At 58.2% G+C, this 23,621-nt stretch carries 26 protein-coding genes; 15 read left to right on the top strand and 11 right to left on the bottom strand.

From position 1 onward, the window contains the following. Positions 1–95: 95 nt before the first annotated feature. The gene (gene gloB, locus GOV87_RS13905; protein ID WP_171212192.1) at positions 96–863 is read right to left on the bottom strand and encodes a hydroxyacylglutathione hydrolase; all 768 of its coding nucleotides are present in this window, start codon (positions 861–863) and stop codon (positions 96–98) included. Between the two features lie 62 nt (positions 864–925). Between gloB and GOV87_RS13910 the strand changes: the two genes are divergently transcribed. From GOV87_RS13910 to GOV87_RS13940, 7 genes are all read left to right on the top strand, one after another. After that, positions 926–1,660, top strand: coding sequence for a class I SAM-dependent methyltransferase (locus GOV87_RS13910; RefSeq protein ID WP_171120199.1), 735 nt, complete (start codon positions 926–928; stop codon positions 1,658–1,660). 312 nt (positions 1,661–1,972) lie between these two features. Then, positions 1,973–2,533, top strand: a complete 561-nt coding sequence (locus GOV87_RS13915) for a F0F1 ATP synthase subunit delta (RefSeq protein WP_171120201.1) — start codon at positions 1,973–1,975, stop codon at positions 2,531–2,533. Further along, positions 2,534–4,072 carry a F0F1 ATP synthase subunit alpha gene (gene atpA, locus GOV87_RS13920; RefSeq protein ID WP_171120202.1) on the top strand — a complete coding sequence of 513 codons (1,539 nt, stop codon included), beginning with the start codon at positions 2,534–2,536 and terminating at the stop codon, positions 4,070–4,072. Between the two features lie 12 nt (positions 4,073–4,084). After that, positions 4,085–4,963, top strand: coding sequence for a F0F1 ATP synthase subunit gamma (locus GOV87_RS13925; RefSeq protein WP_171212193.1), 879 nt, complete (start codon positions 4,085–4,087; stop codon positions 4,961–4,963). Positions 4,964–4,983: 20 nt separating this feature from the next. Continuing rightward, on the top strand, positions 4,984–6,408 hold the full coding sequence (gene atpD / locus GOV87_RS13930; protein WP_171120206.1) for a F0F1 ATP synthase subunit beta: 1,425 nt from the start codon (positions 4,984–4,986) through the stop codon (positions 6,406–6,408). Positions 6,409–6,420: 12 nt separating this feature from the next. Further along, positions 6,421–6,831, top strand: coding sequence for a F0F1 ATP synthase subunit epsilon (locus tag GOV87_RS13935; RefSeq protein ID WP_171120208.1), 411 nt, complete (start codon positions 6,421–6,423; stop codon positions 6,829–6,831). 127 nt (positions 6,832–6,958) lie between these two features. Further along, positions 6,959–7,309 carry an H-type lectin domain-containing protein gene (locus GOV87_RS13940; RefSeq protein ID WP_171120210.1) on the top strand — a complete coding sequence of 117 codons (351 nt, stop codon included), beginning with the start codon at positions 6,959–6,961 and terminating at the stop codon, positions 7,307–7,309. Positions 7,310–7,336: 27 nt separating this feature from the next. Here the strand turns inward: GOV87_RS13940 and rpiB are convergent, their stop codons facing one another. Both rpiB and GOV87_RS13950 read right to left on the bottom strand, forming a co-directional pair. Beyond that, positions 7,337–7,786: a ribose 5-phosphate isomerase B gene (gene rpiB, locus GOV87_RS13945; RefSeq protein ID WP_171212194.1), complete on the bottom strand. Its 450-nt coding sequence runs from the start codon at positions 7,784–7,786 to the stop codon at positions 7,337–7,339. Between the two features lie 58 nt (positions 7,787–7,844). Then, on the bottom strand, positions 7,845–8,864 hold the full coding sequence (locus GOV87_RS13950; RefSeq protein ID WP_171120214.1) for a ribose-phosphate pyrophosphokinase: 1,020 nt from the start codon (positions 8,862–8,864) through the stop codon (positions 7,845–7,847). A gap of 108 nt (positions 8,865–8,972) precedes the next feature. On the opposite strand from GOV87_RS13950, the gene GOV87_RS13955 reads away from it, so the two are divergent. Further along, positions 8,973–9,575, top strand: a complete 603-nt coding sequence (locus GOV87_RS13955; RefSeq protein ID WP_171212195.1) for a 2-hydroxychromene-2-carboxylate isomerase — start codon at positions 8,973–8,975, stop codon at positions 9,573–9,575. Further along, entirely contained in the window at positions 9,572–10,393 is an 822-nt protein-coding gene (locus GOV87_RS13960) for an alpha/beta fold hydrolase (protein WP_171212196.1), read from the top strand. The genes GOV87_RS13955 and GOV87_RS13960 overlap by 4 nt, the downstream gene beginning before the upstream one ends. Positions 10,394–10,416: 23 nt before the next feature. On the opposite strand, the gene GOV87_RS13965 is transcribed toward GOV87_RS13960, so the two are convergent. The 8 genes from GOV87_RS13965 to GOV87_RS14000 all read right to left on the bottom strand — a co-directional run bounded on the left by GOV87_RS13965 (position 10,417) and on the right by GOV87_RS14000 (position 17,636). Further along, positions 10,417–11,451, bottom strand: coding sequence for a low specificity L-threonine aldolase (locus GOV87_RS13965; RefSeq protein ID WP_171212197.1), 1,035 nt, complete (start codon positions 11,449–11,451; stop codon positions 10,417–10,419). Next, a complete protein-coding gene (locus GOV87_RS13970; RefSeq protein WP_171212198.1) occupies positions 11,451–11,924 on the bottom strand; it encodes a YcgN family cysteine cluster protein in 474 nt (157 codons plus the stop codon). The genes GOV87_RS13965 and GOV87_RS13970 overlap by 1 nt, the downstream gene beginning before the upstream one ends. Further along, positions 11,921–12,853, bottom strand: a complete 933-nt coding sequence (locus GOV87_RS13975) for a bifunctional riboflavin kinase/FAD synthetase (RefSeq protein WP_171212199.1) — start codon at positions 12,851–12,853, stop codon at positions 11,921–11,923. Before GOV87_RS13975 ends, GOV87_RS13970 begins: the two co-directional genes overlap by 4 nt. A gap of 47 nt (positions 12,854–12,900) precedes the next feature. Next, entirely contained in the window at positions 12,901–13,344 is a 444-nt protein-coding gene (locus GOV87_RS13980; protein ID WP_171120225.1) for a MaoC family dehydratase, read from the bottom strand. Positions 13,345–13,444: 100 nt separating this feature from the next. Next, entirely contained in the window at positions 13,445–14,320 is an 876-nt protein-coding gene (locus GOV87_RS13985; RefSeq protein WP_171212200.1) for an HAD family hydrolase, read from the bottom strand. Between the two features lie 105 nt (positions 14,321–14,425). Further along, positions 14,426–15,502 (bottom strand): DUF389 domain-containing protein, encoded by a 1,077-nt coding sequence (locus tag GOV87_RS13990; protein ID WP_171212201.1) that lies wholly within the window; start codon positions 15,500–15,502, stop codon positions 14,426–14,428. Positions 15,503–15,634: 132 nt separating this feature from the next. Continuing rightward, on the bottom strand, positions 15,635–16,555 hold the full coding sequence (locus GOV87_RS13995) for a manganese-dependent inorganic pyrophosphatase (RefSeq protein WP_171120230.1): 921 nt from the start codon (positions 16,553–16,555) through the stop codon (positions 15,635–15,637). A gap of 100 nt (positions 16,556–16,655) precedes the next feature. Continuing rightward, on the bottom strand, positions 16,656–17,636 hold the full coding sequence (locus GOV87_RS14000; protein ID WP_171212202.1) for a TraB/GumN family protein: 981 nt from the start codon (positions 17,634–17,636) through the stop codon (positions 16,656–16,658). Between the two features lie 136 nt (positions 17,637–17,772). Between GOV87_RS14000 and GOV87_RS14005 the strand changes: the two genes are divergently transcribed. The 6 genes from GOV87_RS14005 to GOV87_RS14030 all read left to right on the top strand — a co-directional run bounded on the left by GOV87_RS14005 (position 17,773) and on the right by GOV87_RS14030 (position 23,563). After that, entirely contained in the window at positions 17,773–18,447 is a 675-nt protein-coding gene (locus GOV87_RS14005) for a DUF2161 domain-containing phosphodiesterase (protein ID WP_171212203.1), read from the top strand. A gap of 151 nt (positions 18,448–18,598) precedes the next feature. Continuing rightward, positions 18,599–18,886, top strand: a complete 288-nt coding sequence (groES, locus tag GOV87_RS14010; RefSeq protein ID WP_170352338.1) for a co-chaperone GroES — start codon at positions 18,599–18,601, stop codon at positions 18,884–18,886. Positions 18,887–18,940: 54 nt separating this feature from the next. Next, the gene (gene groL, locus GOV87_RS14015; protein WP_171120235.1) at positions 18,941–20,584 is read left to right on the top strand and encodes a chaperonin GroEL; all 1,644 of its coding nucleotides are present in this window, start codon (positions 18,941–18,943) and stop codon (positions 20,582–20,584) included. 176 nt (positions 20,585–20,760) lie between these two features. Further along, the gene (locus GOV87_RS14020; RefSeq protein WP_171212204.1) at positions 20,761–21,603 is read left to right on the top strand and encodes a DMT family transporter; all 843 of its coding nucleotides are present in this window, start codon (positions 20,761–20,763) and stop codon (positions 21,601–21,603) included. A gap of 38 nt (positions 21,604–21,641) precedes the next feature. After that, the gene (locus GOV87_RS14025) at positions 21,642–22,415 is read left to right on the top strand and encodes an alpha/beta fold hydrolase (RefSeq protein ID WP_171212307.1); all 774 of its coding nucleotides are present in this window, start codon (positions 21,642–21,644) and stop codon (positions 22,413–22,415) included. Then, entirely contained in the window at positions 22,412–23,563 is a 1,152-nt protein-coding gene (locus GOV87_RS14030) for an alpha-D-ribose 1-methylphosphonate 5-triphosphate diphosphatase (protein ID WP_171212205.1), read from the top strand. The genes GOV87_RS14025 and GOV87_RS14030 overlap by 4 nt, the downstream gene beginning before the upstream one ends. The last annotated feature ends 58 nt before the right edge of the window (positions 23,564–23,621 follow it).

The raw sequence follows: 23,621 nt of genomic DNA on the forward strand, positions 1-23,621 counted from the left end.
AGAGTTTGGTTGATCGCGGCCCGGCTTCAAGGGTTTTCTTTCACTTGACAGTCACATTTATTGTGACCGTGGCCGTGAAGAGCGCGAAATAAGCACTAAAAGCGATCTTTTCTAGCCCGGATTTCTGCGAAAACTGCAGCAGGATCGGCATTTTCCATCCCAAGATGCGCCTGAATCGCCGGATCTGTGGCGCGAAGGAACGGATTTGTGGCCTTTTCCAGCGCTAATGAGGACGGCACTGTAGGCTCATTGGCGGCGCGGGCGCGGGCGATATCCGCGACACGCTCCAGCAGGGCCGTGTTATCAGGATCGACAGTTAACGCGAATTTCCCGTTGGACTGCGTGTATTCGTGACCCGAGCATACCAACGTGTCATCGGGCAGGGCGGCCAGTTTCGACAGCGAGGCCCACATTTGCGGCGCGGTGCCTTCAAACAGGCGTCCGCAGCCAAGGGCCATCAGACTATCGGCGGTGAAAACGACAGAGCTCTGCGGCATGTAGAATGCGACATGCCCGACTGTGTGGCCCGAGACATCCATGACCTGCACGGGTTCTCCACCAATCTCGAACTGGTCGCCCTCGGCAACCTGTTGATCCAGCGGTGGCAGGCGATGTGCGTCGGCGGCAGCGCCGATCACCTTGGCCGGGTGTTTCTCGAGAATGGCGGGCAGGCCGTCCACGTGGTCGAAATGATGGTGGGTTAACAATACGTGACTAAGCGTCCATCCCCGGTTTTCCAGTTCGGCCAGAATGGGGCCGGCCTCTGGCGCGTCGATCAATGCGGTGTTGCCGCTTTCTGCGTCATGGGCCAAAAAAGCGTAGTTATCGCTTAGGCATGGGATGGTGACGATCTCAAGAGGCATGGCCTTTTGCCCTTTCGTTGCTAGACTGCGCCGAAGCTAAGCCGATTGACCGGGTGTCCGCAATGCATCTTGATGTGCAGGATCTGAGGAACTTTTACTACCGCAGCACCCTGGGTCGTGCGGCGCAGGCCGCGATACGCGGGCGTTTGACGGAATTGTGGCCCGAAGCCAAAGGGCAAACAGTGGTCGGTTTCGGCTTTGCCGTCCCGCTGCTGCGGCCCTATCTGACCGAGGCGCGGCGGGTGATCGGTTTGATGCCGGGCCCTCAGGGGGTGATGCCTTGGCCTGCGGGTATGCCCAACGTGTCCGTCCTGACGGAAGAGACACTGTGGCCGATTGAAACGGGTCATGTCGACAAGCTGGTCGTCATGCACGGTCTTGAGACATCACAGCGCCCCAGCGAATTGTTGGACGAATGCTGGCGTGTCTTGGGACCCGGAGGTCGGGCATTCTTTATTGTGCCCAACCGGGCGGGGCTATGGTCGCGGACAGATCGCACGCCTTTTGGATTTGGCCGCCCTTATTCGGCGTCGCAGCTTGAGAGCCAGCTCAAGTCCCATCACTTTATTCCGGAAAACCACTGCTCGGCTTTGTATCTGCCGCCATCGTTCCGCCGATTTTGGCTGAAATCCGGAAGCTTGATCGAAAAAACCGGACAACGTCTGCCGACGATCATGGCGGGTGGGGTGTTAATGGTCGAAGTGACCAAGCATATCCGACCGCCCAGCGGCAGCGTTACGAAGGACGCCGAACGGCGTCCGATCAAGGCGCTTGATGGTCTGCTGAAACCGGCCTAGGCCAAGCCAGGCGTTTTACACCGCGTCGGGCGTAGAAATTGCGGCAAAAAGGCCGCAGGAATCGCAAAAACTTACAGTTTGGTAACATTTTTCGCGCCCTCCAGCAGGAAAAAAGGGTCGCACCTACCGTAAGTGTTTGAAATGGCGTATTTTGTGGATAACGCGGAGGGGATTATAACGTATTGCTAGCTGGGTTCGGCTCTGCTACATCCCCGGTGATTTTGATCCCCGGCCGTAAGGGCGGGGTTTCTTCACGCCCCCGGGATGGCTGCGCGCGCGGTTTTTCGGGGCCTAATATTCGGAAGGGTGGACGTGTCCGAACCAGCTTCGATTTCCACTGGCATAGCTGAACGCTATGCCACGGCGATTTTCGAGATCGCGAAAGAGAACAAGGACCTTGCAGGTCTGGAAACCGGAATCAACGATTTGGCAGCAGCTTTGGGCGACAGCGCCGAACTGCGCGACCTGATTGCCTCGCCTCTGGTTTCACGCGCCGAACAGGAAGGCGCCATTACTGCAATTGCCGATAAAATGGGTCTGAATGCCATCCTGCGTAATACGCTGGGTCTGATGGCGCAGAAACGCCGCCTGTTTGTTGCACCGCAACTGATTCAGGTTCTGCGCGACATGCTGGCCGAAGAGCGCGGCGAAGTGACCGCCGATGTCGCCTCGGCCAAGGCGTTGACTAAGACGCAAATGGATAAACTGTCCAAAACGCTGTCCGAGCGTGTGGGCAAAACCGTGACAATCAATGCGACCGTTGATGAAAGCCTCATCGGCGGTCTTGTCGTTAAAGTCGGCTCGAAGATGATCGACAGTTCGATCCGTTCGAAGCTGAACTCCCTACAGAATGCAATGAAAGAGGTCGGATAAATGGGAATCCAAGCTGCAGAGATTTCTGCAATTCTGAAGGACCAGATCAAGAATTTTGGTCAGGAAGCCGAAGTAGCCGAAATCGGCCGCGTGCTGAGCGTCGGCGACGGTATCGCCCGCGTATACGGCCTGGACAATGTGCAAGCCGGTGAGATGGTCGAATTCCCCGGTGGCATCATGGGCATGGCCCTGAACCTGGAAAGCGACAACGTCGGTGTCGTTATCTTCGGTTCTGACCGTGACATCAAAGAAGGTGACACTGTTAAGCGCACCAACTCGATCGTGGACGTTCCGATTGGTGACGAGCTGCTGGGCCGCGTTGTTGACGGTCTGGGCAACCCGCTGGACGGTAAAGGCCCGATCAACGCGTCGAAGCGTGGTGTTGCGGACGTCAAGGCCCCCGGCATCATCCCGCGTAAATCGGTGCACGAGCCGATGGCAACCGGCCTGAAATCGGTTGACGCGATGATCCCGATTGGCCGTGGCCAGCGTGAGCTGATCATTGGTGACCGTCAGACCGGTAAGACCGCCGTGGCTCTGGACACCATCCTGAACCAGAAAGTCTATAACGACGCAGCAGGCGACGACGAGTCGAAGAAACTGTACTGCATCTACGTGGCTGTTGGTCAGAAGCGTTCGACCGTTGCACAGCTGGTGAAGAAACTGGAAGAGTCCGGCGCGATTGAGTACTCGATCGTTGTGGCCGCGACCGCGTCCGACCCGGCACCGATGCAGTTCCTGGCACCTTACGCCGCGACCGCGATGGCTGAATTCTTCCGTGACAATGGCCGCCATGCGCTGATCATCTATGATGACCTGTCCAAACAGGCTGTGTCTTATCGTCAGATGTCGCTGCTGCTGCGCCGTCCGCCCGGACGTGAAGCTTATCCTGGTGACGTTTTCTACCTCCACTCGCGCCTGCTGGAGCGTTCGGCCAAGCTGAACGAAGATTTCGGTGCAGGCTCGCTGACCGCGCTGCCGGTTATCGAAACCCAAGGTGGTGACGTTTCCGCCTTTATTCCGACCAACGTGATCTCGATCACCGACGGTCAGATCTTCCTGGAAACCGAACTGTTCTATCAGGGCATCCGTCCTGCTGTGAACACCGGTCTGTCGGTTTCGCGTGTGGGCTCGTCGGCTCAGACTGACGCGATGAAGTCGGTTGCCGGTCCGGTTAAGCTGGAGCTGGCTCAGTACCGCGAAATGGCTGCGTTTGCGCAATTTGGTTCCGACCTTGACGCGGCGACCCAGCAGTTGCTGAACCGTGGTGCGCGTCTGACCGAGCTGATGAAACAGCCGCAGTACTCGCCGCTGACCAACGCGGAAATCGTTTGCGTTATCTTTGCGGGCACCAACGGTTACCTCGACAAGATCGACGTCTCGGACGTTGGCCGCTATGAAGCCGGTCTGCTGGCGCACCTGCGCGGCAAGCACGCCGACCTGCTGAAGTGGATCACCGACGAAGATCCGAAGATCAAAGGTGACGCGTCCGACAAGATCAAGGCAGCGATCGACGAATACGCCGCGACCTTCGCGTAACGGGGGGTTCCGATGCCTAGTCTGAAGGACCTTAAAAACAGGATCGAGTCGGTCAAATCGACCCGCAAGATCACCAAGGCCATGCAGATGGTCGCGGCAGCAAAACTGCGCCGCGCCCAGGAATCTGCCGAAGCCTCGCGTCCCTATGCCGAGCGGTTCAATGCCGTGATGGCGGGGCTGGCAGCTTCGGTCGGGGGCAGCGACAGCGCCCCCAAGCTGCTCCGTGGTACGGGCAGTGATGATGTGCATCTGCTGGTTGTGATGACAGCTGAACGCGGCCTTTGCGGCGGCTTCAACTCGAACATCGCCAAGCTGGCCCGCCAAAAGGCGGAAGAGCTGCGCGGCAAGGGCAAGACGGTCAAGGTTCTGACCGTCGGCAAGAAAGGCCGCGACGCGCTCAAGCGCGATTTGGGCGATCTGTTCGTTGGACATGTCGACCTGAGCGAGGTCAAGCGCATTGGGTACACCAACGCGCAGGACATCGCGAAGGACATTCTGTCCCGCTTTGACGGGGCTGAGTTCGATGTTGCCACGATCTTCTACTCGAAGTTCGTCAACGTCGTGACCCAGATCCCGAGGGCACAGCAAATCATTCCTGCTTCGTTCGAGGACGACGCGGCGGGTGACGACAGCGGTGCCATTTTCGATTACGAGCCCAGTGAAGAGGCCATTTTGGCCGACCTGCTGCCCAAGGGGGTTGCGACCGCGATCTTCTCGGCTCTGCTCGAAAACGGAGCATCTGAACAGGGTGCACGGATGTCCGCGATGGACAACGCGACACGCAACGCGGGTGAGATGATCGACAAGCTGACGATCCAGTTCAACCGCTCGCGTCAAGCCGTGATCACCAACGAGCTGATTGAAATTATTTCCGGCGCCGAAGCGCTGTAGAGACATACCGGAGACGAAACATGGCGAATGCAAAAGGCAAAGTCACACAGATCATCGGGGCCGTCGTCGACGTGCACTTCGAAGATCAGCTGCCTGAAATTCTGAACGCGCTGGAAACCACCAACAACGGCAAGCGCCTGGTGTTGGAGGTTGCTCAGCACCTGGGTGAAAACACCGTCCGCACCATCGCGATGGACGCGACCGAAGGTCTGGTCCGTGGCGAGGTTGTGACCGACACCGGCGCACCGATCTCGGTTCCGGTTGGCAACGCCACCCTGGGCCGCATCCTGAACGTGGTCGGCGAGCCGATCGATGAAAAAGGCGACGTTGTTGCGTCGGAAACCCGCGCAATCCACCAGCCCGCGCCTGAGTTCGCGGAGCAGTCGACCGAGTCGGAAATCCTGGTGACCGGCATCAAGGTTGTTGACCTGCTGGCCCCCTACGCCAAAGGCGGTAAAATCGGCCTGTTCGGCGGCGCCGGCGTTGGTAAAACCGTTCTGATCATGGAGCTGATCAACAACATCGCAAAAGTGCACTCGGGCTTCTCGGTGTTCGCGGGTGTTGGTGAACGGACCCGTGAAGGGAACGACCTGTACCACGAGATGATCGAATCGAACGTCATCAAGCCCGACAACCTGTCGGAATCGCAGGTGGCCCTGGTTTACGGTCAGATGAACGAACCTCCGGGAGCGCGTGCGCGTGTTGCTCTGACTGGTCTGACCCTGGCCGAGCAGTTCCGCGACCAGTCCGGTACCGACGTTCTGTTCTTCGTCGACAACATCTTCCGCTTCACGCAGGCGGGTTCCGAGGTTTCGGCTCTGCTGGGTCGTATTCCTTCGGCTGTGGGCTACCAGCCGACACTGGCCACTGACATGGGCGCCCTGCAGGAACGCATCACCTCGACTAAGTCGGGCTCGATCACCTCGGTGCAGGCGATCTACGTGCCTGCGGACGACCTGACCGACCCCGCGCCGGCAACCTCGTTTGCCCACTTGGACGCAACAACCGTTCTTAACCGTGCGATCTCGGAAAAGGGTATCTACCCGGCTGTTGACCCGCTCGACTCGTCCTCGCGTCTGCTGGACCCCGCGATTGTGGGTGAAGAGCACTACGCGGTTGCGACCGACGTTCAGCAGATCCTCCAGCGCTACAAGTCGCTGCAGGACATCATCGCCATCCTCGGCATGGACGAACTGTCGGAAGAAGACAAACTGACCGTGGCCCGTGCCCGTAAGATTGAACGCTTCCTGTCGCAGCCGTTCGACGTGGCCGAAGTCTTCACCGGTTCGCCGGGTGTTCAGGTTCCTCTGGATGTCACCATCTCTTCGTTCAAAGCCGTTGTGGCTGGCGAATACGATCACCTGCCCGAAGCGGCCTTCCTGATGGTCGGCGGCATCGACGAAGTGATCGCCAAAGCGGAAAAGATGGCCGCAGAAGCCGCCTAAGGAGTATCCCTGATGGCAAACACGATGCAATTCGACCTCGTCAGCCCCGAGCGGAGCCTTGCTTCGCTTGAGGCCACCGCGGTCCAGCTACCCGGCGCGGACGGGGACATGACGGCGATGCCCGATCATGCCCCCACCATCACAACGCTGCGCCCCGGTCTGCTGAAGGTTGAGGCACCTGCCGGAGCCAGCGAATACCTGGTCACTGGCGGGTTTGCCCAGATCAACGGCGATAGCATGTCGGTTCTGGCAGAAAAGGCCATTCCGGTTGCGGAAGTGACTCGGTCGCACCTGGATGACCTGATCGCCGAGGCCCGTGCTTCGCACGAGGCTGCCAAGGCCGGTGAGGATCAGTCGATCGTTGACGATGCAGCCAAGCTGCTGGCTGACATGGAAGCACTTGGGACACATATGAGCCTGTAAGGTTCATATCATACCCGGATAGTAAGACGGCCCTGCAAAAGCGGGGCCGTTTTTTTGTCGTGATTTTGACAATGCCTCCGAATAAGCTGTCGGAATAGTTGGTAAAGAACAATAACCGAAGACATAAATGAAGGTTTTTCAAACACACCCGATTGGTATCGACCAAGGCGAAACAGTCTTGTTTTCTGACTTTTCGAACGGCGGGGATATGTGGACAGGCGAGGGCGCGCGGGAAAGGCGCTCGGCTGTTTCGTTCAGCCAGCCGTTCCGCTCTGTACCTGTCGTTCAGGTCAACATTTCGCTTTGGGATGTAGACACATCCGCGCCGTTGCGCGCAGAAGTCGTGGCCGAAGATGTCACGGCCACTGGATTCAATGCTGTGTTCCGTACGTGGTCAGACACGCGCATCGCCCGAATTCGCGTTAAATGGACTGCGATTGGTGAGGTGGCCCATGACGATGATTGGGATATCTCATAAGCCACTGATCAGGAGTTTTGGCGGAATTCACTCGTCCTGAGGTTCGATCATGTCCACGCGGGTAGCGTGGCGGCCGCCTTCGAATTCGGCGTTCAGAAAGGCGTCCACGATGTCCAGCGCCTGACCTTCGCCAACGACACGTGCGCCGATGGACAGCATATTGGCGTTATTGTGCTGACGGATCATCCGCGCCGAGAACGCATCGGAACAAACACCACAGCGGATGCCAGGCACCTTGTTGGCGGCCATCATGATCCCTTGACCGGTGCCGCACAGAATGATCCCAAGCGCACAATCGCCCGAGGCAACGGCCTGAGCGGCGGCCTTGCCATGCAGAGGATAGTGGGTGCTTTCCGGCGAGGTCGGGCCGATATCCATGACCTCCCAGCCTTGGGCCGAGATGTGGTCGCCTACCGCCTGGCGCAGTTCGATTGCGGCGTGGTCACTGGAAAGAACAATACGTTTGGGGGCTGTCACGGGAAGCTCCTGACTTGGTGGTCACGAAAAAGGGCGGCTGGTGGGCCGCCCGTTCAGATCAGTCCATATGGTACATGGATTCGTAGATCGGGGTCAGGGTCTTATCCTCGAACAGGGACGACACGCTTGTGCCATTCCAGATGTTCAGGATCGCCTGTGTAAAGATCGGCGCGGTCGGCACGATGCGGATGTTCTTGGCCTTGGCGACCTCTTTGGTGGGCTGGATCGTGTCTGTCAGCACCAGAGATTTCATCACCGAATTGGTAACGCGCTCGACTGCGGGGCCGCTCATGACGCCGTGTGTGATGTAGGAATGAACTTCTTTGGCGCCGTTATCCAGCAGCACCTGCGCCGCCTTACACAACGTTCCCGCCGTGTCGCACATATCGTCTACGATCAGGCAGATCTTGTCTTTCACGTCGCCGATCACCGTCATCTCGGCCACTTCACCAGCCTTCTCGCGGCGTTTATCCACGATCGACAGAGGTGCATTGATGCGCTTGGCCAGTTCTCGCGCGCGTGCAACGCCGCCCACGTCGGGTGAAACCACCATGATCTCGTCGAGATTGTCCTTGAACTGGTTTTTCACATCCAGCGCAAAGATCGGCGAGGCATAAAGGTTGTCCACCGGAATATCAAAGAACCCCTGAATCTGCGCGGCGTGCAGATCCATGGTTAAAACGCGTTCGATCCCGGCACCGGTCAGCATATTGGCGACCAGCTTGGCGGAAATCGGCGTGCGGGCTTTGGTGCGGCGGTCCTGACGAGCGTAGCCGAAATAAGGGATCACGGCGGTGATCCGTTGCGCGGACGAACGGCGCAGCGCGTCGGCGATGATCAGCAGCTCCATCAAGTTGTCGTTTGCCGGGTTCGAGGTTGGCTGGACGATGAACATGTCCTCGCCCCGAACGTTTTCGAAAACTTCGACGAAAATCTCGCCGTCGTTGAACCGTTCGACGCGCGCATCGACCAAACCCTGATCGACGCCGCGATACAGGCTCATGCGTCGCGAGATGGTTTCGGCAAGAGGAAGGTTGGCGTTCCCAGCAATCAGCTTGGGTTCGTTGAGTGTCGGCATCGGCTGTTTTTCCCCGGGCAGCAATAGCAATGTGACAGATTCGTGATGTTGACACCGCTTATCATGGCCTTACCGTCTCGCAAAGATAACGCAGCGGAGAAAGTGAACATGGCCACCATTGACTACTATTTTGCGACACTCTCGCCCTTTACCTATCTGGCTGGAACCCGGCTGGAAGAGGTGGCGGCGAAACACGGCGCGACAATCAACTACAAACCGCTGGATATTATGGCCCTTTTCGGCCGCACGGGGGGAACACCCCCAAAGGATCGGCATATCTCGCGCATCGAGTACCGGGCGCAGGATCTGCAACGAACGGCTAAAAACCTGGGTATGGACTTCAACCTGCAACCCGCACATTGGCCAACCAACGCCGCGCCATCGTCCTATGCGGTAATCGCTGCAATCAAGGATGGATCAGGGGATATTGGAAAGCTGGTTCATTCCTTCGTTCGCGCGTGCTGGGCCGAGGAAAAAGACATCGCGCAGGATGATGTGATCCGCGATTGCCTGACGCAAGCCGGGTTTGATCCGGGGCTAGCCGACAGCGGCCTGCTGGTTGGGGCCGAGACCTATTCCGCGAATCTGGAAGAAGCCGTCGACCGCGGTGTGTTTGGTGCCCCGTTTTATATAACTGAAGACGGCCAACGGTTCTGGGGGCAGGATCGACTGGACGATCTGGATCGGCACCTGTCGGAGATGAAGGGGTGAAGGACGCAGAAAGCACGTCCCCAGTTTTCGTCAGAACACTTGGACAGGGCGCGCGCAAAGTGCTCGCCCTTCATTGCACAATCGCGCATTCTGGCGTGTGGGCCGGTCTGGCTTCAGCGCTGGGTGACCAGGCCACTTTGACCGCTCCGGACATGCTTTCGCATGGGTACAGCCCGGATTGGGACGGGCAGGGGGATTTCTTTGATCTCACGGCCGGTTTCGCTGCCGATCTGTTGGACGAGCCGATGGATGTAATTGGCCATTCCTTCGGTGCGATGGTCGCGCTGCGGCTTGCCCTGGAATACCCGGACCGCGTCCGCAGTGCCGTGTTGATAGAACCGGTTTTCTTTGCCGTGGCAGCGCAGGATGCGCCTGACGTTCTTGCACGCCACGATCGAGAGGCGCAGCCCTATGCCGATGCCTTGGCCGCTGGGGATATGCAGTTGGCCGCTCGTCTGTTCAACAGGATGTGGAGCGCGGATGTCAGCCCACGATGGACAGAAATGCAGGAAAAGACCCGCGCTGCGATGATACGGGGCGTGCCCGTTGTGCCTGCCGTGAAAGAGGCGGTGTTTGACGACCAAAAGGGCTTTTTGAAGCCTGGTGTTCTGGATCGTGCAACCGTGCCCATTTTGATTCTGAGTGGCACAAAATCGAACCCCGTCATGCCAGTGATCGGTCAGGGGTTACAGAACCGTCTGCCCAACGCGTCTTACGATGTCGTCGAAGGAGCCGGGCACATGCTGCCGATTTCCCATCCCGCAGCTACCGCAAAGCTTGTGCAGAATTTCTGGAAAACCACCGGGTCATCTGAATAAGCTGGCGTTTGCTCTGAGAGTTTTCAGAGCAAAGCGAGAAAGCGGTCGATATCATCCGAACTTATTGACCAGTCGCAAACGAGCCTGCAGGCGAGGGGTTCTTCCTCGTCTGCTCCATCAAGGTCCGCGCCCCACAGGTGATAGACCGCGCCAGCATCGTGCAACTGCCTGTGACGCGCGCGCGAAAATTCGGCGAAGATCATGTTGGCTTGCGGTTCGTGCAGAAACGAGGCCCCTTTCGCGCGCAGCCCGTCCGCAAACCGTGCGCAGTTGGCGTTGGCCTGACGCGCCATTGTCAGCCACAGATCGTCCTGAAGGTAAGCCGCCATTTGCGCCGATAGGTAACGGTGCTTGGAAAACAGGTGCGCTCCGCGTTTGCGCCGTAGTTCAAATTCCCAAGCCTTTGTTTCGTCAAAGAATACAACGGCTTCAACGCCCATCAGGCCATTTTTGGTGCCGCCAAAACTGACGACATCCACCCCTGATTTCCATGTCATCTCAGCTGGGGAACAGTTCAGCGCGACCAGAGCGTTGGTGAAGCGCGCGCCGTCAAGGTGCACGGGCAGGCCGTATTCTTTTGCCACGCCGCACAATGCCTGCAATTCACCCAACGAATACACCGACCCGCGCTCGGTCACTTGTGTGATGGACACCGGTCCACGTTGGGGGCCGTGTACGCCGCGGGTTTCCTCTGCCAGAATTGCGCCACGCAACGCGTCGGGGTCCATCTTGTCGCTGCCTGGGACAAGCGTCAGTTTTGCGCCAGAGTAGAATTCGGGCGCGTTGCACTCATCTTCGTGGATATGCGCAACCGGAGAACAGAATACGGTATCCCAAGGGTTGGAAAGCGTTGCCAGTGCTAGCGAGTTCGCCGCTGTGCCGGTTGCCACCAGATAGACCGCCGCCCCCGGAGCTTCAAAGATGCCGCGAATACGATCGCGCACCTCGTTCATAAGCGTGTCGGCGCCATACGCCATCTGATAGCCTTCGTTGGCCGCGTTTAAGGCGACCATGACCTGCGGGTGCACCGGCCCGGAATTGTCAGAGGCGAAATACATCAGCTAGGCTCCTCGATGATATAATCTTCCCACTCTTCCATGGGGGTTTCGAACTCGGACACCGTGCGCCCCTGAACCGAGATCCCGGCGGAATGTACGCTGTCGGGCATACCAGATATCAAAGGGTGCCAGTCGTAAAGGGGCTTACCCTCCCACAGCAGCCGATAGGCACAAGTCTGGGGCAGCCAATAGGCATGGCTGTCGATATTGTCGGGCTTCATAACGATGCATTCCGGCACGAATTGGTGGCGGATGTCATATTGCGTGCAGCGGCAGGTCTCATCGTCCAGCAGGCGGCAAGCGACGCAGGTCAGGGCGACCTCGCCTGTGTCTTCGTCTTCCAGCTTGTTCAGACAGCACTTGCCGCAACCATCACACAGCGCCTCCCACTCGCGCTGGTTCATCTTGGTCAGCGGTTTGCGTTCCCAGAACCGGGTGGCCAGACCATTGCGGTCAATCGGGTCGGTGGTCATAGCGCCGCCAGCAGCGTGCGGGCCGTGTCGCAATCGGTATCCATCTGGGTGATCAGCCCTTCCAGTCCGTCAAAGGTCATCTCGGGGCGCAGGTATTCGACCAAGCCAACCGAGAGAGTGGCACCATAAAGATCGCCCGAGAAATCGAACAAGAATGTCTCGATATTCGGGACTTCACCGTTGAACATCGGGCGCGTGCCCACCGAGGCTGCTCCGTGATAGCTGCCCTGATGCGGGCCATCCAGAACATCGACCAGCACGGCGTAAACCCCAAATTTCGGAGGATGCAGCCCCTCAATCGACATGTTGGCGGTGGGATAGCCCAGTTCACGCCCGCGCTGTTCGCCACCGATCACCTTGCCCTCAATCCGGTGCCAGTGGCCAAGCATCGTGGCGGCATCACGCGGTCTGCCTTCGGTCAACGCGGTGCGGATCGCGGTCGAGGAAACGACGTTTTCGGACCGCTCCATTAACGGCGCGATTGTCACACCAAACCCCATCTCATTTCCAAAACGCACCAGATCTTCTGCCGTCCCGCTTCGGCCCTTGCCGAAACAGAAATCCGACCCAACAACCACATGCGATAGCCCAAGCCCCTCACAAATCACCGAGCGCGCGAACTGCTCGGGCGTTAGCCCGGCCAGCGCAGCGTTGAAGGGGAGTTCGTACAATTTCTCCACGCCCAGTTTCTGCAACCGGTGCGCACGTGCATTGCCTCGCATCAGGCGAAAGGGCGGAGAATCCGGGGCGAAGTATTCGCGGGGATGCGGTTCAAATGTCATCACGCCAAGCGATGCATCTGGCGCGGCGTTCCGCGCCAGTTCAATAACCGACTGGTGACCGATGTGAACGCCGTCAAAATTGCCGATGGCTACGCTGGCGCCACGGTCTTGAGGCTCGACAAACTGAAAATCCCGGATGATGCGCATAGCGACTGCCTAACGGGACTACAGCCGGTGTTCAAGAGGTTGAGAGGTCAGTCGAACTTGCGCGACGGTGCCAATACCATGGCTTCGCCAACAACCACCTTTTTGCCGTCAACCGCGCAGTGGCAATCTAGCTTGACCCGACGCTTGGCAAAGTCGATGTCGATCACTTTGACTTCGGCATAAACCATGTCGCCGGGACGGACGGGCGCAAGGAACTTCAGCGACTGCCCCATGTAAACGGTGCCATGGCCGGGCAATTGCTCGCCAATCACGGCCGAGATCAATCCCGCTGTCAGCATGCCATGGGCGATGCGGCCTTCGAAAATCGTGTCGCGGGCGTAGTCGTCATCCAGATGCACCGGGTTCCGGTCGGTTGAAACCTGCGCGAACATCTCGATATCTTCGTCTGTCACCACTTTGCGCAGGTGACGGGTCATGCCCATTTCGATGTCTTCAATACAGATCGTGCCGCGTGGAAGATTGTCCAACATGTCGCCCTCACTCGATTCGATTGGGCAACAAAAAAACCAAAGTCGCCCATATTGGGCAACTTTATTACTTCGCAAGCGCAGAAAATCAAGCCCTTTCTGATCAGCGCAATCGGCCGATTGTGTAGGTTGGATTGATGTTTTCCCTTGCAATATAATCGGTTAGAGATTCATGGTGGGGATGGTGCGACGTTTTGGTTTCAGCGGCGGCCAGCCCGCCCGAGATGAACAGAGAATCAATCCCTTCGCCCATTCCGCCCAGAATGTCAGTATGTGGCCCGTCACCGATCACCAAAAGATCGCCATCAGGGAAGTCGTGACCCAGTTCTTGTAACCTGCGACGTGCCAGATCATAGATTGGCGGGTGCGGTTTGCCGAAATACAGGCTTTCGCCCCCCATATCCGTATAAAGCTTGGCCAAAGCGCCGGCGCACCATTCTCGTACCTCACCGCGATCAACAACAATGTCTGGGTTGGCGCAAAGCAACTTCATGCCCTTTTGCTTGGCATAAAGGAAATCTGCGCGGTTCACGGACGGGTCCGCCATTGGGTCGAATGGACCGCAACAGACGATCCCTTGGGCTTCGCTCAGGGGAACCCGCTCAATCTGGATGGGATGATGCAAAAGCTTCAGCGGCTCGAAAAAACCTGCATCTCGCTCCCATTCCCCCATAAAGTAAACTTTCTCACCGACAGCGCCCCGGAACATGGCTGAACGGGCAGAATCGCCGCTGCTGGCAATTGTATCATAGGCGTCTTCGGGGACGTTGAACTGCACGAGTTGCTCTGCCACCCCCGCGCGGGGTTTAGGGGAGTTGGTGACCAAAACAACAACTCCACCCTTGGCGCGGTAGTCCTGCAAAGCCGCGACTGCCTCGGGGTAGGCGGTGATGCCGTTATGGACGCAGCCCCACAGGTCCACGAACAGGGCTTTGTATCGGTCAGAAATGTCAGAAAGTGTATGAATGATCTGGGTCATTTGATCGCCCCCGGGCACAGATATCGCATTTGCGTCAGCTATGGCAAAGCTGATGCGCTTTGACCATCCCGCAATGCAATTTCCTGACGTTTGTGTGGGTGCTTATCAGTTTTCTTCTGACAGCTTGTCCACGTCCGGGGCCTGCTGGACATTCTCGGTCCCCAGTATGAGTTGCGCACCAATTCTGTTCTGGAACCTTACGACAATCAGGTAGCCAGGGCCCAGCTCATCCTCCAATACGTCCACTAGCGGAGTTTCTCGTAGGCTGTCAGGCAGTAGCCCCGCGATCGAGGACACCTTGAAGGCTGCTTCGATGGGCAGGTCGACGATCAGCCACAGGTCTGCGTGTTTGCGCTTGGCGCTGACGTCGATGCGGATGATCTCGACCGAAACCGGGTCAGCCCAATCGCGGATCGCCTGAGCGACGCGAGCCTCGGTTCTGGTTTCAAGGTACCGGTTATACGTGGATTTCCCCAATTGCAGGACCACGACAGCCAGAAACGCAAGGGTAACGAAAACGCTGGCTGTAAAGCTGAGTTTGCGTTTGCCCTTGCTGAACATCACCGACCGCGCGGCATAGACTATATAGACAGCGCAGGCGGACAGGATAATTGCCCCAAGGTTCGTCGCAAACAGCAACCCGGCTTCATAGGCGTCAGCGGGCTCGCCGAAATACAACAATACACCCGAAGCCGATAGCGGTGGCACAAGCGACACACCAATCGCGGCACCGGGCAGCAAGCTGGCCTCTGACCTGTTGATCTGCACATATGCTGCCGCCACGCCAGCGGCCAGCGCGACGATCAGGTCTTCGGTGCCCGGGTCAGTGCGCGCCAGCACCTGATCGGGGATCAATATGCCCCGAGGTACGTCCGCGACGTAGACCAGGAACCATGCCAGCAGAACGCTCAGGAATGCTGCGGTACAGACGGTCAAGGCCAGAAACAGCGCCCGCTTTAGCCACCCCATGACCATGGCTGAGGCGATTCCGAGGATCGGCGTCATCAGGGGGGCAACCAGCATTGCAGCGATTACAACTGCGCCGGAATTGCGCAGCATACCCATTGTGGCGATGATCACCGACAAGGTCAGCAGCATGGCAAAGCGCCGCCAATAAGCAGCTTGGTCCTTGCCTTCAAACCGCAGGATATCCCGCGTCGTGCTATAGCTGAGCATGCTCATGTGATTGGTTTGGCCCGTGTTCCCAAGGTATCTTGGCACAGATTACCAATGGAAACGGATCTCGCAAATCTTTAGGCGCAAACAATAAAGGCGCCCTAAGGGGAGCGCCTTTTCAATCGCAGGGTTGGCAGATCAGACCTTGAGGTTCGGGATGATCTGTTTTTTGCGGCTCATGATGCCGGGCAGAACGACCGCGTCGCCATCGACGCTTGCGCCAAAGCTTTTCTCGGCGACGGATTTGACCAGATCGTTGGGGACCAGCAGGGTGGCCTCTTCGTTCAGGATGTCGACCACGAATAGCAGAACCTGATCGACGCCGTCTTCCTTGGCAACATCAACCATCGACGCGGCCAGGCTGTCTTTACGATCCAGCACAACGCCCGGAGCGGTGGTTTCCAGAACCGAGACGCGAAACTTGGTGCCGTCTACCTCATATTCCTTGCTGTCCATGCGGATCAGTTCAGCGTCCGAGAACGAAGACACGTCCGACTTCGCTGCGAACATGTCAGCGGCATAGGCCGAAACGTCCAGACCCAGCTCAGCCGCCAGTTTCTCGGCCACGGCGCGGTCATGCGCGGTGGTGGTGGGCGAGCGGAACTCCAACGTATCCGACAGGATGCAGGTCAGCGCCGCGCCTTTTACGGCGTCGGGCATTTTGGCAGCGTCGTCACCCATCAGGTCAACCATGATGGTCGCGGTGCAGGCCAGCGGGCGCACGGTGATGTCGATGGGGCCTTTGGTTTCCAGACCGCCGACCAGCTTGTGGTGGTCGATGATGGCGCGGATATCGGCGCTGTTGACGCTGGCGGGCAGCTCGGCAGGGTTGTTGGTGTCAACGATGACAACAGGCGCGTCTGCGTCCACGTCCGCGATGATGCGCGGCTTGGGCAGGTCCCAGCGTTGCAGCATAAAGGCGGCCTCGGTGTTGGGTTCGCCCAGCAGAACGGGCTCGGCCTGTTCGCCTTTCACTTCGTTCAGGTACCACGACCACAGGATCGGAGAGCCGGTGGAATCGGTGTCGGGGGATTTGTGTCCAAATACGAGGGTTGTCATGTCAGGATCCTGAGGATGGTCATTTTGCGCGCCTTATAGGGCGGTCCTGCGGGCTTGTCACCCGCCCTCGCGTAAACTGCGACGAAGGGTGATCTTTGCCTCAGAATGCGGCACGTTCCAGTGTGTATCCGGCCTGCTCAAGTTGGTTAAGCAAACCGTGCTCTCCACCCAGATGACCAGCACCGACTGCGATCACGGCCATCTGATCCTGAATCCCCAAAATATGCTGCATCCAGTTGTTGTTGCGTTCGACCAGAAGCTGCTGTTCGAAACCGCCCCATTCCTCGTCAAAGATTTCTTCTGAAAGACCCGAAGATTCGAGCCCCTGAAGGCGGGCGAACTGGATGATCTCGCCGTGTTTTTCTTCCAGATAGGCATTCAGCATGGTGGTCAACTGGTCCTCGCTGCTCTCAAACGCGTCCGCCATGCGCACCAAAGATTGCACCTGCTGTTCCATGGGGAATTCATCGAACATCGCCATCAGGTCTTCGATGCGTTCAAGCGAGAGCTGCGGGATGTTATGCTCGGCTGCCAGATCTGTCAGGCGTGCATCCATCCCGTGATTGGCTTCCGGGTCTTGAATCATGCAAGGTGGGATGCCAAGGGTCATGCTCAGGAACCATGGGCGCATTTTCGCACCCATCCAGCCGGGAATGCCGCGATCGGCCAGCCCCTTGGATAGCGCGGCCCAGTCTTCTTCTGACACCATGTCGATCAAAGTGGGTCCTGACGTGATCAGAACCGGGCTGAGGTCCTGCGCCAGTTGCTTTTCGAAGGCGTCCATTTCGGATTTTGTCACCTCGAAATAGAACGCGTCGGCTTGGCTGAGCGTCGGGGCCAGTCTTTCAATCACAGCATCCATACGCGGATCGTTGGTGTGCACAGTACCAATCAGGTGCAGAACCGTGTCACCCTTTGTGGCCGTCCAGTGATTGCCTTCGGGAAATGGGAAATCTTTCAAGGCTTGCTGCAGTTCCTCTTGCATCTCAGCCGAAATATCGGGCCTTAGATCCCGCCCTTCGCAGGCGGCATGAACCGCCAGCGGCAAAAGCGAAAAGAGGAAGACAAAAAGAAATCGCATCGGCACCATCCCGTTAAACCAAGTACTTATATGTGTCGAGACCTTGCCCTGCTCAAGGTGTCGGTTCAAGCGACTTGGATGCGGGTAAGGCTGATCTGTGTCTGGCATTCCACAGCAAAACGCCTAGCATGGCAGGATGAACCGCGAGCAGGACCTCTATCCCCCCATCAAAACGCTGTTAGAGCGTCAGGGCTACACCGTCAAAGGCGAGATTGGCGCGGCTGATATCGTAGCCGTTCGTGAGAGCGAGGAGCCGGTGATAGTCGAGTTGAAGCTGCGCTTTTCATTGGCGTTGTTCCATCAGGCCATCACCCGGCTGAAAGTAACGGATCAGGTCTATATCGGGGTAAGCAAACCGACAGGGCGCACAGCACGACGTGCTTTGAAGGACAATGTTGCGCTGTGCCGGCGTTTGGGGTTGGGCCTGATCACTGTCCGCGCGGATGGTGCAGTCGAGGTTCAGTGCGACCCCGGCCCTTATGCTCCGCGCAAAAACAAAGCCAAGGCTGCTCGGTTGTTGCGCGAATTTGATCGGTTGGAAGGCGACCCTAACGCCGGGGGCGCCACTCGGCATGGGATCGTTACTGCCTACCGTCAGGATGCTTTGAGATGTGCTGCCCATCTTGCCGAACAGGGTGCCACCAAGGGGGGCGAGGTCGCCAAGGCCACCGGTGTTTCTGAAGCCACCCGCCTGATGCGTGACAATCACTATGGCTGGTTCGACAAAGTAGAAAAGGGCGTCTATTGCCTGACCGAAGCCGGGCAGGAAGGGCTGAAGCACTGGGCTTACAGTTGGGAGCAGCCGGAATAGGACCCCACGTCAAAAAAACCTTCACGGCTTGTTGACTCGGGGATTTGAACTCCCTAGCTATGCGTCGTTATCACTCGCATACCCTGAGTGCTAACGCCCCGCCATCCGGCGAGGGGAGGATTAACAACTTTGAGCCCAAGGAGCTGCAAAGATGGCATTGAAACCGCTTCATGACCGTGTGCTGGTTCGCCGTACCGAAAGCGAAGAGAAAACTGCAGGCGGCCTGATCATTCCTGACAGCGCAAAAGAAAAGCCCAGCGAAGGCGAAGTCGTCGCGACCGGCGAAGGCGCACGCAAGGACAGCGGCGAGCTGATCGCAATGGCTGTAAAAGCTGGCGACAAGATCCTGTTCGGCAAATGGTCGGGCACCGAGGTTCAGGTCGATGGCGAAGAGCTGCTGATGATGAAAGAAAGCGACATCATGGGGATCATCGAGTAAGCCGCGCGCTTTCTCTGATCTTCATTCCCAACTTATTTCTCAAGGAGAAACGACATGGCTGCAAAGGACGTCAAGTTCGACACCGATGCCCGTAACCGCATGCTGGCAGGTGTGAACATCCTGGCCGATGCTGTTAAAGTGACCCTGGGCCCCAAAGGCCGCAACGTGGTTCTGGACAAATCCTTCGGCGCGCCGCGCATCACCAAAGACGGTGTCTCGGTTGCCAAGGAAATCGAACTGGAAGACAAGTTCGAAAACATGGGCGCGCAGATGGTGAAAGAAGTCGCCAGCCGCACCAATGACGAAGCCGGTGACGGCACCACCACTGCAACCGTTCTGGCCCAAGCCATCGTTCGCGAAGGTCTGAAGCAGGTTGCTGCTGGTCTGAACCCGATGGACCTGAAGCGCGGCATCGACCTGGCAACTGCCAAAGTCGTTGCAGGCATCAAAGACGCGTCGCGTGAAGTCAAAGACTCGGCAGAAGTTGCTCAGGTTGGCACCATCTCGGCCAACGGCGAAGCCGAAATCGGCCAGCAAATCGCAGACGCGATGCAGAAGGTCGGCAACGAAGGCGTTATCACCGTCGAAGAAAACAAAGGTCTGGAAACCGAGACCGATGTTGTCGAAGGTATGCAGTTCGACCGTGGTTACCTGTCGCCTTACTTCGTCACCAACGCAGACAAGATGATTGCAGATCTGGATGACTGCATGATCCTGCTGCACGAAAAGAAACTGTCTTCGCTGCAGCCGATGGTTCCGCTGCTCGAGCAGGTGATCCAGTCGCAAAAACCGCTGCTGATCATCGCTGAAGACGTTGAAGGCGAAGCGCTGGCAACTCTGGTTGTCAACAAACTGCGCGGCGGCCTGAAAATTGCTGCTGTCAAAGCACCGGGCTTCGGCGATCGCCGCAAAGCCATGCTGCAGGACATCGCAATCCTGACCGGCGGTCAGGTCATCAGCGAAGATCTGGGCATGAAGCTCGAGTCCGTCACCATGGACATGCTGGGCACCGCCAAGAAAATCGAAATCACCAAAGACGAAACCACCATCGTCGACGGTGCTGGCGAGAAAGCCGAGATCGAAGCACGTGTTGCTCAGATCCGCACTCAGATCGAAGAAACTTCGTCGGACTACGACCGTGAGAAGCTGCAAGAGCGCGTTGCCAAACTGGCAGGCGGTGTTGCTGTTATCCGCGTCGGTGGCATGACCGAAGTGGAAGTGAAAGAGCGTAAAGACCGTGTGGACGATGCTCTGAACGCAACGCGTGCTGCTGTTCAAGAAGGCGTTGTTGTGGGCGGCGGTGTTGCCCTGGTTCAGGCCGGTAAAGCGCTGGAAACTCTGGAAGGTGCAAACGCTGACCAGAATGCAGGCATCAACATCGTTCGTAAGGCAATTGAAGCGCCGCTGCGCCAGATCGCCGAAAACGCAGGTGTTGACGGTGCGGTTGTTGCGGGCAAAGTCCGCGAATCCGGCGACGTGGCATTCGGTTTCAACGCGCAGACCGAAGAATATGGCGACATGTTCTCGTTCGGCGTGATCGACCCTGCCAAAGTAGTTCGTACCGCTCTGGAAGACGCGGCATCGGTTGCTGGCCTGCTGGTCACCACCGAAGCGATGGTTGCAGACCGTCCTGCCAAAGAAGGCGCGGCACCTGCCGGCGGCATGCCCGACATGGGCGGCATGGGCGGCATGATGTAAGCTGTCTAAGCCTTAGTGCTTATGGATGGGGTCGCCTTCGGGCGGCCCCGTTTCGTTTGAAATGCCCGCTGCGCGGTCATGCCTCCGGCGGAAGTATTTTTGAACAGAAGAAGATTGGGGTTTTGGTTGCGGGAAAGTGAGTGTGCAAACGGCGTGGAACCCGCTATGCGATGGGTATGCGACTGTTTTTGCTCTCTGCCCTGACCATGTGCGCTTTTGCGGCGAATTCGATTCTTAATCGGTTGGCCATTGAAAGCGGTGCCGCTGATCCCGCCGGTTTTGCCGTTATGCGCGTTCTGGCAGGGGCTGTGGTGCTGGCGGTGCTGGTTTTTCTCAGAGGTGGGCATTTGCCGCTGCGAAACACGCGTCGGATCGCCGGGGCGGGTTCCCTGTCTTTGTATATGATCGGCTTTTCGATTGCCTACCTGACACTGGACGCGGGACTGGGCGCGTTGATCCTGTTTGGGGTGGTCCAAATCACCATGTTTGCAGTGACATCGGTGACCGGAACAACTCCGGGCACCCGCCAGATTGCCGGGGCCGCGATTGCGCTTGGCGGGCTAGCTTGGGTGCTATGGCCGTCTGGTGAACTGCGCGTGGACCCAGTCGGAGCCGCCCTGATGACTGCTGCTGGGGTGGGCTGGGCCATCTACTCATTGGTTGGCCGATCCGAGCCGGACGCATTGGCCGGCACAGCGGCCAACTTTGTTGTCGCGTTGCCGGTCACCGCATTGGCCTTGTGGTCCGGCAGCACCGATTGGCACATGACTGCTAACGGTTACCTGCTGGCCGCCCTCTCTGGGGGTGTTACGTCTGGAATGGGCTATGCGCTTTGGTATCGTGTCCTGCCGCAGTTGGCACCGACCACTGCAGCGGTGGTCCAGTTGAGCGTTCCGATCATCGCGATTGTAGGCGGCGTCATCTTGTTGGGCGAGACAGCTTCGGTGCGCTTAATACTTGGTGCGACACTGGTGTTGGGTGGCATTGCGCTGGCGGTCCTTAAGTTGAAGCCGCGCTAGGGGTTTTAATGCGCCCTGTTTGGGCTTATCTGGCCGCTATGAGATACCTGTTTGCCCTTGCTCTACTTCTTTTTCCTGCCGTGGCGCAGGCAAAATGCGTTGTGCTGTTGCATGGGCTTGCGCGTACCGAGGCGTCCTTTACCGTGATGGAGCAGTTGTTCAAGGCGCATGGCTATACGGTCGTGCGGCCCGGTTACCCTTCAACGGATTTGCCGATCCCCGAACTGGCCGACCAAACTCTGCCCGAGGCGTTTGCCGCCTGCGGCGGCGACACAGTCAACGTTGTGGCCCATTCGATGGGGGGGATCCTTTTGCGGTATTGGCTGCAGGGTAACCAGCCTGAGAATCTGGGCCGCGTGGTCATGCTGGGACCGCCCAATCAGGGAAGCCAACTGGTGGACGAGTTGGGCGCGTATGAGGTGTTCGGGATGCTGCACGGGCCTGCGGGTCTGGCGCTGGGAAGGGGTCCAGAAGGGATCCCGGCCCGGTTACCGCCGGTTGATTTTGAGTTGGGGGTAATTGCTGGCGAAAATTCTCTGAACCCTTTGTTTTCCTCAATGATCGACGGCAAGGATGACGGCAAGGTTTCTGTCGAAACCACCAAGGTCGACGGGATGAAAGATCATATCGTCTTGCCCGTGACCCACACCTTCATGATGAATAACCCCCGCGTCATGGCTCAGGCGCTGCATTTTATCGAGTTTGGCCAGTTTGATCCGGAAATCACCTGGCTGGACGGGGTGCAGGATATCATTGATGAAATCTGCATTGGGCAGGATTGCTCTGAACCTGTCTCGGAGCCCTCGCAGTGACCGCTCTGAACCTGACGCTGACTGGCGCAAAGGTTCTGTTGCCGGACGTCGGACTGACCATTTCCAACCTGTCATTGGCCGAGGGTGTCATTCAACCTGACTGTACAGGACGATCCATCGACCTGTCGGGGTATCTGTTGCTGCCCGGAATCATAGACCTGCACGGTGACGGATTCGAACGTCACATCGCGCCGCGCCGGGGGGCGATGAAACAGATGGATGAGGGTATCCTGTCGGTCGAAGCCGAGCTTGCCGCCAACGGGATCACGACCGCTGTCTTGGCGCAGTTCTATAGTTGGGAAGGCGGCGTGCGCGGCCCTGAATTTGCGGGGCAGGTGTTTGATGCAATCGCGTCGGTGAAAGGCCAGGTCGTAACGGACTTGCTGCCACAACTGCGGTTTGAGACGCATATGCTGGACGATTACAAGGGCTTGCCCGAACGTATCGCAGCGTGGCAAGTGCCCTATGTCGTCTTTAACGACCACTTGCCGCATGACCGCTTGGTAGAAGGGCGCAAACCGCCGCGCCTGACTGGACAGGCGCTGAAGGCTGGGCGCAACCCAGACAAACACTTTGAGATGTTGCTATCCATGCACGCTCGCAGCTCCGAGGTGCCTCAGGCGCTGGATGATCTCTGCGCGACGCTGGAGGGGCAGGGGGTGCGCATGGGCAGTCACGATGACGCGACCTCGACAACCCGGGCCGACTGGCGAAATCGGGGCGCGCGCATTTCTGAGTTTCCCGAAACGCTTGAGGCCGCCGAAGCCGCCCGCGCTGCCGGCGATCGCGTTATTCTAGGATCCCCGAATGTAGTGCGTGGCGGATCGCATAAAGGCAATGCCAGCGCGCTGGACCTGATAGCCATGGGGCTGTGCGACGCTCTGGCCTCGGATTACCATTACCCCAGCCCACGCCGTGCCGCTTTGATGCTGGCCAAAAGCGGTCTGCTGGATTTTGCCGGTGCCTGGACGCTTGTATCCTCCGGTCCGGCGCAGGTTCTGGGATTACAGGATCGTGGCACGCTGGCGCCAGGCCAACGTGCTGATTTGGTCATTCTAGACGCAAAGACACACCGGGTTGCCGCCACAATGGCAGCGGGTCGGATCAGCTACATGGCTGGTGATATCGCGGCCCGGTTCCTAGCCTGATCCGCGCGCTTCATCTGGCTAAAAATATCCCCGCCGGGGGCATCGCGCGCCAGCGCGA

Source organism: Ruegeria sp. HKCCA5426 (assembly GCF_013034585.1).
Lineage (GTDB): Bacteria > Pseudomonadota > Alphaproteobacteria > Rhodobacterales > Rhodobacteraceae > Ruegeria.

Coding starts and splice junctions, on each gene's coding strand:
- GOV87_RS13940 (WP_171120210.1), top strand. CDS start 6,959: ATGAAGGTTTTTCAAACACACCCGATTGGTATCGACCAAGGCGAAACA.
- groL (WP_171120235.1), top strand. CDS start 18,941: ATGGCTGCAAAGGACGTCAAGTTCGACACCGATGCCCGTAACCGCATG.
- GOV87_RS14025 (WP_171212307.1), top strand. CDS start 21,642: ATGAGATACCTGTTTGCCCTTGCTCTACTTCTTTTTCCTGCCGTGGCG.
- GOV87_RS13955 (WP_171212195.1), top strand. CDS start 8,973: ATGGCCACCATTGACTACTATTTTGCGACACTCTCGCCCTTTACCTAT.
- atpD (WP_171120206.1), top strand. CDS start 4,984: ATGGCGAATGCAAAAGGCAAAGTCACACAGATCATCGGGGCCGTCGTC.
- GOV87_RS13975 (WP_171212199.1), bottom strand. CDS start 12,853: ATGCGCATCATCCGGGATTTTCAGTTTGTCGAGCCTCAAGACCGTGGC.
- GOV87_RS13970 (WP_171212198.1), bottom strand. CDS start 11,924: ATGACCACCGACCCGATTGACCGCAATGGTCTGGCCACCCGGTTCTGG.
- gloB (WP_171212192.1), bottom strand. CDS start 863: ATGCCTCTTGAGATCGTCACCATCCCATGCCTAAGCGATAACTACGCT.
- GOV87_RS13990 (WP_171212201.1), bottom strand. CDS start 15,502: ATGAGCATGCTCAGCTATAGCACGACGCGGGATATCCTGCGGTTTGAA.
- GOV87_RS13995 (WP_171120230.1), bottom strand. CDS start 16,555: ATGACAACCCTCGTATTTGGACACAAATCCCCCGACACCGATTCCACC.
- GOV87_RS14000 (WP_171212202.1), bottom strand. CDS start 17,636: ATGCGATTTCTTTTTGTCTTCCTCTTTTCGCTTTTGCCGCTGGCGGTT.
- GOV87_RS13925 (WP_171212193.1), top strand. CDS start 4,085: ATGCCTAGTCTGAAGGACCTTAAAAACAGGATCGAGTCGGTCAAATCG.
- GOV87_RS13950 (WP_171120214.1), bottom strand. CDS start 8,864: ATGCCGACACTCAACGAACCCAAGCTGATTGCTGGGAACGCCAACCTT.
- GOV87_RS13985 (WP_171212200.1), bottom strand. CDS start 14,320: ATGACCCAGATCATTCATACACTTTCTGACATTTCTGACCGATACAAA.
- groES (WP_170352338.1), top strand. CDS start 18,599: ATGGCATTGAAACCGCTTCATGACCGTGTGCTGGTTCGCCGTACCGAA.
- GOV87_RS13965 (WP_171212197.1), bottom strand. CDS start 11,451: ATGTATTTCGCCTCTGACAATTCCGGGCCGGTGCACCCGCAGGTCATG.
- GOV87_RS13910 (WP_171120199.1), top strand. CDS start 926: ATGCATCTTGATGTGCAGGATCTGAGGAACTTTTACTACCGCAGCACC.
- GOV87_RS14020 (WP_171212204.1), top strand. CDS start 20,761: ATGCGACTGTTTTTGCTCTCTGCCCTGACCATGTGCGCTTTTGCGGCG.
- atpA (WP_171120202.1), top strand. CDS start 2,534: ATGGGAATCCAAGCTGCAGAGATTTCTGCAATTCTGAAGGACCAGATC.
- GOV87_RS13980 (WP_171120225.1), bottom strand. CDS start 13,344: ATGTTGGACAATCTTCCACGCGGCACGATCTGTATTGAAGACATCGAA.
- GOV87_RS13935 (WP_171120208.1), top strand. CDS start 6,421: ATGGCAAACACGATGCAATTCGACCTCGTCAGCCCCGAGCGGAGCCTT.
- GOV87_RS14005 (WP_171212203.1), top strand. CDS start 17,773: ATGAACCGCGAGCAGGACCTCTATCCCCCCATCAAAACGCTGTTAGAG.